The organism is Nocardioides immobilis (assembly GCF_003515065.1).
Taxonomy (GTDB): Bacteria; Actinomycetota; Actinomycetes; order Propionibacteriales; family Nocardioidaceae; genus Nocardioides; species Nocardioides immobilis.
Window position 1 is genome coordinate 37,743 of record NZ_QXGH01000047.1, and the last position, 8,107, is coordinate 45,849.

7 protein-coding genes are annotated in these 8,107 nt (G+C 68.0%); 1 reads left to right on the forward strand and 6 read right to left on the reverse strand.

Annotated elements, in window-relative coordinates:
• Positions 1-65: 65 nt before the first annotated feature.
• The 6 genes from D0Z08_RS29850 to D0Z08_RS29870 all read right to left on the reverse strand — a co-directional run bounded on the left by D0Z08_RS29850 (position 66) and on the right by D0Z08_RS29870 (position 4,326).
• The gene (locus D0Z08_RS29850; protein ID WP_118928937.1) at positions 66-1,115 is read right to left on the reverse strand and encodes an IS30 family transposase; all 1,050 of its coding nucleotides are present in this window, start codon (positions 1,113-1,115) and stop codon (positions 66-68) included.
• Positions 1,040-1,492: a helix-turn-helix domain-containing protein gene (locus D0Z08_RS33840; protein WP_484203135.1), complete on the reverse strand. Its 453-nt coding sequence runs from the start codon at positions 1,490-1,492 to the stop codon at positions 1,040-1,042. The genes D0Z08_RS29850 and D0Z08_RS33840 overlap by 76 nt, the downstream gene beginning before the upstream one ends.
• 18 nt (positions 1,493-1,510) lie before the next feature.
• Complete coding sequence (locus D0Z08_RS29855) at positions 1,511-2,248, reverse strand: PKD domain-containing protein (protein WP_118928927.1); 738 nt, start codon at positions 2,246-2,248, stop codon at positions 1,511-1,513.
• A 62-nt stretch (positions 2,249-2,310) separates the two neighbouring features.
• A complete protein-coding gene (locus tag D0Z08_RS29860; protein ID WP_147381584.1) occupies positions 2,311-3,087 on the reverse strand; it encodes a hypothetical protein in 777 nt (258 codons plus the stop codon).
• 29 nt (positions 3,088-3,116) lie between these two features.
• Positions 3,117-3,296, reverse strand: coding sequence for a hypothetical protein (locus D0Z08_RS29865; RefSeq protein ID WP_118928929.1), 180 nt, complete (start codon positions 3,294-3,296; stop codon positions 3,117-3,119).
• 157 nt (positions 3,297-3,453) lie between these two features.
• Positions 3,454-4,326 carry an alpha/beta fold hydrolase gene (locus D0Z08_RS29870; RefSeq protein WP_220454454.1) on the reverse strand — a complete coding sequence of 291 codons (873 nt, stop codon included), beginning with the start codon at positions 4,324-4,326 and terminating at the stop codon, positions 3,454-3,456.
• A gap of 166 nt (positions 4,327-4,492) precedes the next feature.
• Between D0Z08_RS29870 and D0Z08_RS33550 the strand changes: the two genes are divergently transcribed.
• On the forward strand, positions 4,493-7,366 hold the full coding sequence (locus D0Z08_RS33550; RefSeq protein WP_182481583.1) for a helix-turn-helix transcriptional regulator: 2,874 nt from the start codon (positions 4,493-4,495) through the stop codon (positions 7,364-7,366).
• The last annotated feature ends 741 nt before the right edge of the window (positions 7,367-8,107 follow it).

Genomic DNA, 8,107 nt, shown 5'->3' on the forward strand with positions numbered 1-8,107 from the left:
ACAGACCCTCGAGTACGCTGTCGGCGGCGCTCGAAAACTGAACAGTTTCGGCGGGCGGGATCTAGTCAACGTCGCAACACCGGCTGGTTTCCGCAGGCTAGCAGCGCGGTGAATAGGTCGATGGGAGCGCGATCGTGGAGGACGCGTCGGGGGCGTCGATTGAGCTCGTCCTCGACGGCGAGAAGGTGCTCGGGCAGGTGCACGCTCAGGTCGGTGCCCTTGGGAAAGTACTGGCGTAGCAGCCCGTTGGTGTTCTCGTTCGATGGCCGTTGCCAGGGCGAGTGGGAGTCGCAGAAGTAGATCTTGGTTCGCAGCGTTGCCGCAATCTCGTTGTGCCGGGCCATCTCCGTTCCTTGGTCCCATGTGATCGATCTGAGCAAGTGCGGTGGCAGGTCGCTCATGCGATCCCTCAGCGCAGCGTGCAGCGAGTCACCGTGACGCGTGGGCAGGTGAAGCAGTCGGACGGTGCGTGTCTGTCGTTCCACCATGGTTCCGATCGCCGACTTCTGGTCCTTGCCGATGATGAGGTCGCCCTCCCAGTGCCCAGCCTCGCTCCGGTCCGAGGGCGAGAAGGGTCGCTGGTGGATGGTGAGCATCGGCTCGACGAACCGCGGCCGGCGCCGTTCGGCACTTTGGTGTGCTCGACGATGGTCTCGCCCAGTGCGCAGCGGGGATCTGTGTTGAGGAGCAACACGGGACGGTCGTCGCAGCGGAGAACCGGGGAGGTAGACAGCTTGGTAGATGCTCTCGTGCGAGAGCCACATCGACCGGTCGTTGGGGAACCGTGCTCGCAGGTGCCGGCTGATCTGTCCTGGGCTCCAGCGCTCGGCCAGTAGCTCTGCGATCAGGTCTTGTAGCTCGTAGTTGGTTTCCCATCGCCGCCGGTGGTTGCGTGACCTACGTGCCGTCGCTTGCCGCTGTGCCTCGAAGGGCCTGTAGCCGCCAGCGCGGCTGGCGTTGCGTCGCAACTCGCGCGAGATTGTCGACGGAGCTCGACCCAGGCGGTCTGCGATCGCGCGGACGCTCAGTCCGGCCTTCTTCAGGTCACCGATCTCGATGCGCTCGTCCTGGGAGAGGAAGCGCGGGCTGATCTCCCGGACGGCAAGCCGCTCCAGTGGCGGGACGAAGCCGACCGCAACACCTTGGCGATAGGTCTTGTACCCCGCGCCCAGTTGCTGCCGGTGGTTCTTGAGACGCCAACCTCTCGAGTGGCAGCCAGCACGCTCCACCCACGTGCCCGCAGGTCCATGAACTGCTGGCGCTTCGCCGACTGCGGACGCCGCCCCGGCCCCTTCTTCACACGACGGATATATGTCAACACGACCTCCAAGGATGGCGGAGGTGTTGCGACGGTCGCTGGAAACCGCCCTCCCCGAAACCGACCACTTTTCAAGCGCCGGTATCGACCAGCTTTCGAGCGCCGTCCACAGCCGCGAAGTCCATCAACGGGAGGTGTGCACCGAAGTCCACGTTTGGGTCCTCTCGGAATCATCGGCGACAGGGCCTTGGGTCAGTCTGGGCTCTGGTCGAAGTACGCCATCTCGATTGTGTCGGAGTCGGTTCGCCCGCCGGAGTCGGTGACGGTCAGGGTTATGTGGCAGCGGGTGAAGCACGGGGACAGGCTGGCGTACGCGTGCGTCACCTCGGTGGGTGGCGTTGCGGTCCAGTCGCCGGTCGCGACGGTGCCGTCGCCGAAGTCGATCGACCAGGTGGTGAGGTCGTTGTCGGGGTCGGCGCTGCTGGAGCCGCGGAAGGTGATCGGCAGACACTGGGCGAGCACCTCAGGCAGGCAGCCCATGTCGATCTTCAGGTCGCCCGGGTCGACGAAAACGGTCCGCTCGTCGTTCGTCTCGCCGCCGACACACCAGTAGAACGGGCCTCCGCCGTTGTCGTAGGGCAGGCAGTAGGGGGACAGCCTGATCTCCAGGACGGCGACGGGCGGGCTGCCGCTCTGGCAGGTGAATGCTTGCGCCGTGGTGCCGGACTTGACGGTCACGGACGTGACCTCGTCGCCGGCCCCGCCGTCGAGCGCGTAGTCCGGGCTGGTCGGGGTCTCGTCCTTGACCGCCCGCCCGTCGAGGTAGGCGACGAGGACGTGGGAGATGTCGTTGCTGGAGTGGGCGGTGAAGTCGCGGCACGAGTCGCTGAAGGTGCCGGTGATAGTGGCGCGCGGCGTGGCGTGAGCGGCGGCAGGGGCCAGCATCGTCGCCAGCAGTGCGGCAGCGGCGATCGGATGTGTGATTCTCATGTCGGTTCGTCCTCAGGTTGCGGTGACGGTGAACGAGGCGTGGGTGTCGACCTCGTGGCCGATCAGCTGCCCGAGATCAGGACCACGGTTGCCGAGACCTCCCGGTAGTTGATCGAGCCGCCGGCAATCTGGTTGCAGTCGATCCCGAAGTCCGTCGGGCCGGCAGGCAACGGCGGCGTTACGCCGATCAGGGTGGCCATCTCAAATTCCAAGAAGTCCCCAAGGACGAAGGAGTAGCCCGTGTTGGGGACGGTGCCGATCGAGCTCGTGCCGAGTCGACACTCGCCGTTCCCCGAGTCGTCGGTGCCCTCGGTGCTTGCGCGCACGCGCGCGAGGAGCAGCGCCCGCGCCCCGGGCGGAACATTGATCACCCCCGTGGCGGCGCAGGTGATGTGTGTCGTGGTCTCCGGGTCGCAGTTCGACTCCGCTCCTGTGCGTCCGAAGCCGCCGAGCAGAGCTGAGGGCACCTCGGCGAGTGTGGACTCTTTGATGTCGACGCCCTCGAGTGCGTTGTCGACGACTTCTTCGCTGCCGATGATGTTGTTGGCGAGGTCTTCGGCGGTGAGGGCGTCGGGGCCGACCTCTGAGGTTCCGATCGAGTTCGGTCCGAGGTCGACCGCCCTGAGCCCGCCGGCGGTGAGAGTGTCGTCGCGGACGTCGGCGCTACGGACCTGGTCGTTGCCGATGTCCACGCTCCTGACCTCCCCGTCGACGATGTCGCTGGAGCGGACGACCAGGTGGGTGGCGTACGCCGTTGCCGGCGCCAGGGTGAACGCCGCGATCAAGGCTAGGTAGCCGATCATATTGCTGCGCACGTGATTGCCGATTCTGAGTGCCATGAGCTTCCTCCTTCAGGAAACCTGCGTGGCTAGTCGGGTGGTTCGGGTATCACCTCGGTGACGCGCTCGAACGCCACGCTCGTGCGTCGGGCGGCCTCGTGGACGGCGTCGACGGAGTCGGCCGGTGGGCACAGCAGGCAGGTCTCGTCCTCAGGCAACGAAGACTTGCCGCAGACGTGCGCGCCGGTTCCTTCCGGGTGCAGTTCCATACCAACTCGCTGTGCCCGCTGAGTGGAGATGGCAGGAGCTTCGATCGCACGGAGAGCGGGTGTGGCGACGAACGTTCGTCTGCGGCGAGCACCGCGTATCGCCCGGCCGCACCGCTCGGCGACTTGTTTTGCCGCCATGGTGTGTCTCCTTCTGCGATCAGGTCTGGACGCGTCGGGTCAGCGCGGTCAGCTCGCGGTTGAAGCGCTCGGGTTCTTCCAGGTGCGGCACGTGACCGACGCCCTCGTACCAGGACGCCTCGGCGACCGGGCAGGTGGCGAGGACGTGCTCGGCCATCGCTGGCAGCACCACCGAGTCCGCCCGGCCTTGCGTGACGAGCAACGGCACCTCGAGAGCACTGAGTACGTCGTCGCAGTCGATCTCGCGGGCCGCCAGATTCGCCCGGATCGCGGCTGGTACGACGACGTTCCAGCACACCGCCGACTCGATGTCGTCGTCGGATACCGGCTTCACTACGCACGCCCGCACGAAGGAGCGCATCGCCTGGATGCTCGTCGGCAGGTCGTCCGCAGTAGCGTCGACGAAATGGTCGAGAAAGCCGGGGCCGATCAGGTTGCCGAAGGCCGCCTCGCCCAGTTTGACCGCGCCCTCAACGAAGTTGATCGCAGCGATTCGATCCTGGCCGTACGTACGCACGTAGTCGCAGATGACGTAGCCGCCGTAGGACCAGCCGACGAGCACCGGCCGGTCGAGACGCAGTTCGTCGATGATCGCTGCTACGTCGTCGGCCCAGAGCTTGCCGTCTGTGTAGTGCTCGGGCTCAAGCGGCGCCTCGGACATGCCGTGACCGCGGAGGTCGTAGGCGACGACTCGGAACTCGTCGGCGAGCGCGCTGTCGCATTGTCTCACCCAGCAGAGGTGGTTCTGCGACCAGCCATGAATGAACAGGATCGGCGGTCCGTCCGCTGGTCCCCACTCACGCACGTGCAGCCGTAGGCCGCCGCCGCCCAGCACCGTATGCACTTGCATCCGCCCGATCGGCTCGTGCTGGTCTTGCGCAACCGCTGTCATCTCTTGCCTCCTCGGCGGGTGTATCAAGAGGAGCGTGGCCCTTTGAGGTGCTCGAGCGAATCAGGCGGAGAGCCTTATCCTTCGTCCACGGCCTGCGTATCTTCAGAAGCTGCGGTGCTTACGAGGGCCTTCCCCGTCGTGAGGTGGGTGCGGAATACTTGCCCGAGTGGAGGCTCGCGCGAGCGGGGTATTCGTCGGCCGTTTACGCGAGCGCGCAGAGTTCGAGCGTGCGATGGACGCAACCCGCGACGGGAGCGGCGCAACCGTCGTCGTCTCCGGCGAAGCGGGCATCGGCAAGACCCGGCTCGCGTCCGAGTTCGCGCGTGGCGCCCGCGACGCGGGGTTCGAGGTCTTGTTGGGGCGCTCGATCGACCTCGTCGGCACAGAACTGCCCTACCAGCCGTTTGTCGAGGCACTGCGTCCACTCGGCGACCCTCGGCAGGTGGACGGGCGGTCGCCCGGCTCGCAGCTCAACGTCTTCGAGAACGCGCTCACGATGCTCGAGGAACGGGCAGCCGCCACACCGGTGCTGCTGGTTCTCGAGGATCTGCACTGGGCCGATACCTCGACACTCGATCTCGTCGTCTTCCTCGCACACAACGTGGCCGAGCGACCGCTACTGATGCTGACGACCTACCGCGCAGACGAGCCCTCGTCAGCCGAGCGGATGCGGAGGCTCGAGGACGGCGTCCGTCGCTCCGGCTCGGCCATCGTTCTCGAGGTCGGTGCACTCGACCGCGACGAGCTCGCAGCGCTCGTCGCGGCTCAAGCTGACACTCTCGTGCCCGCGGCCGTGACGGACACGATCATTGTCCGTTCGGAGGGCAACCCCTTCTTCGCCGAGGAGCTGCTCGCCGCAGTGGGTGACGGGGGCGAGCTCACCCGTCGCCTGCGCGATCTCCTCTTACAGCGCGTCGCGCGCCTCGACTACCCGGCGCAGGGTGTGATGCGCCTGGCCGCGGTAGCCGGACGTGAAATCAGGTATCCCCTGCTCCACGCAACTGTGGAGTTGCCGGAGGGCGACCTGCGCGACTCCCTCCGCCAGGCGGTGGACCACGGAGTCCTGGTGGCCGAGCCGGAGACGGGCAGCTTCCGCTTCCGCCACGCCCTCCTGGCGGCGGCTGTCTACGCGACGATTCTCCCGGGAGAGCGCGAGGAGCTGCACGCGCGAATTGCCGAGGGGCTCGCGCGCAGCACCGCAGCCGCGCCGGCGGAGCTCGCGCCACACTGGGAGGCGGCGGGGCGAAGCGCAGAGGCGCTCGCCGCGTCCGTCGACGCGGCACGCGAGGCGGAGGCCGTCTTCGGCCTCGCCGAAGCCCACGCGCACCTCGAGCGGGCGCTCGGGCTCTGGCACGGGGTGCCGGACGCGGCCGAGCTCAGCGGGCTAGACCTCGCCGAGCTTTGCGCCCGGACCGCCGAGCTTGCCAGCCAGGTCGGCGCCGCCCAGCGCGCGCTCGGGCTCGGGCGGCGAGCGATCGAGCTCGTCAGCGACGACGATCCGCACCGAGCGGCGCTCCTCCACGTGCGTGTGGCTGAATACCTCTACGCGACCGGCAGCAACGACGATGCCCTCGCCGCACTCGAACGCGCGGTCGAGCTTGCGCCGGTGGAGCCGCCCTCGCCGGAGCGCGCATACTCGCTGGGGTCACTCGCCGGGGGGTTGATGATGGGCTGGCGCCACGCGGAGTCGTTGCCGATCGCCGAAGAGGCGCTCGCGCACGCCCGGAGCGTCGGCGCGCGCGAGGCAGAGGTCCGGGCGCTCACGGTCCTCGGCGCCGACCTCGCCTACCTCGGCCGCACCGGGGAGGGTATCGCCCGCTCTCGTGAAGCCCTGCAGCTCGCGGAGAGGATCGGCGATCACATCGGCCTGGAACGGGCGTACGTCAACTTCACCGACGCGCTGACGATGCTGGGACGGCACCGAGAGTCGGTGCGACTGGGGCAGTCGGGGCTCGAGGCGATGCGCCGGTACGGAATCGACAGCACGGTGCTGGTCTCGAACCAGATCGAGGCGCTGCTAGCGATCGGCGACTGGGACGAAGCCGAGAGGCTGAGCGCGGCCGCGCTCCGGGCCACCACCTCGAGCTTCCCCGATGTGCTTTCCATCGTCCGCGCCGACCTCGAGATCGGCCGCGGCCAGTTCGACACCGCGAGGGCGCACCTCGAGGCCGCGTGCGCGAGCCTGCACGAGAACGGCGGGCCTGGCCGACACGCCGGATACCTCGCGGAGCTCGCGCTGTGGGAGCGCCGCTGGACGGACGCCGACGCGGCCATCCACGCTGGCCTGGCTCGGGCACACCAGCGTGAGGCTGCGCAGATCCGCGTCCAACTCTGCGCCAAAGGACTGCGCGCAGAGGGAGAGCTGGCAGCGCTCGCGCGCGCCCGCCGCGATGCGGACGGCGTTCAAACCTGGCTCGCTCGGACGCAGAAGCTCATCGGCGTCGCCCGACGAGCGGCTGCGGAAGCCTCAGCGGTCACGCCCAACGCCCACGGCTGGCTGACGCTGGCCGAGGCCGAGTACCAGCGCGCGGGCGGCGCCGCGCGGCCTGAGTCGTGGTCGGAGGCCGCGGCCGGCTGGCAGCGGCTCGAACGCCCGCCCCTGGCGGCGTACTGCCGCTGGCGTCAGGCCGAGGCGCTCGTCGCGGTCGGTGCGTCCCGCATCGAGACGAGCGTGACGCTCCGGGAGGCGCACGCCGTCGCGACTCGGCTCAGATGTAAGCCCCTCCTTCGGGAGCTCGAACTCCTAGCCCTACGCGCGCGGCTCGATCTCGCGTCACCGGAGGCCGCGCTCTCCAACGGCAAGCAGGGGCTTGAGGACATCCTCGGGCTAACTCCACGCGAGGCGGAGGTACTGGCTCTCGTCGCCCGCGGATACACCAACCGTGAGATCGCTGCGGCGCTCGTGATCAGCGTCAAGACGGCAAGCGTGCACGTCTCGCGGATCCTGCGAAAGCTCGACGCGCCGAACAGGCTCGAGGCCGCCACGATCGCGCACCGCCTCGCTCCACCGCACCGCGGACCAGCCGAGAACGACGCCTGAGGCGTTGCCCGCGCGAGGGGTCCCGCGGGATGCTGGCCGCCTCCCGTGTTGCTGTGGCCGGAGTTCCGCAATTGACCGGGTGGCCAGGGACCTGAATGTGGGCGTTGACCGCAGTGAAGAAACCACTGCACACTGACCTGGGCAAACGCGCGTTCAACTGCATCAGATACGGGATCAGCAGCCACGTCGGCCCCCGAGCTGCCTCATCCTGTCACCGAGTCGGCCCCGCGCGACGACGCCCGGGGCTACCCGCGCTACCGGCAACTCCGCGGCCCCTGCTACGTGTGTCACAGCGCCCACTATGGGCGCCCACTTCGCCCACTGTGACGCACTCGCTTTCGCGCACTATGGGCGCCATCGCGGCGGCCCCAACGCGACTGGTGTCCCTGATTCCTGGTGATGCCCGAGCCAAACGCCACCGCGGTCGAACGCCGGTTCGTGTCGGTGGTGGATCGCAACCTGCTTGCTGCAGCGCGGCAAAGCGTGACGCAGTGCGTGCGATGGCGTCGGAGGCAACGGGCCAGCGCCCTTCGGAAGTGTCCGTGGCCATGAAAAAGTCCCCACTGGTGGCCAAGTCGAGGTCCCCACTGGTGGCCAGATAGAAGTCCCCACCTTTCGCGTCGTGTCGTAACCGACGGAGGGCCCTGCGTGGTGACGGTGGCGGTGCCAACCAGACCATCGAGCACCACGCAGGGGCTTCCATTGAAGAACGCGAAGGAACGAATGGACGTGATTGCCGCC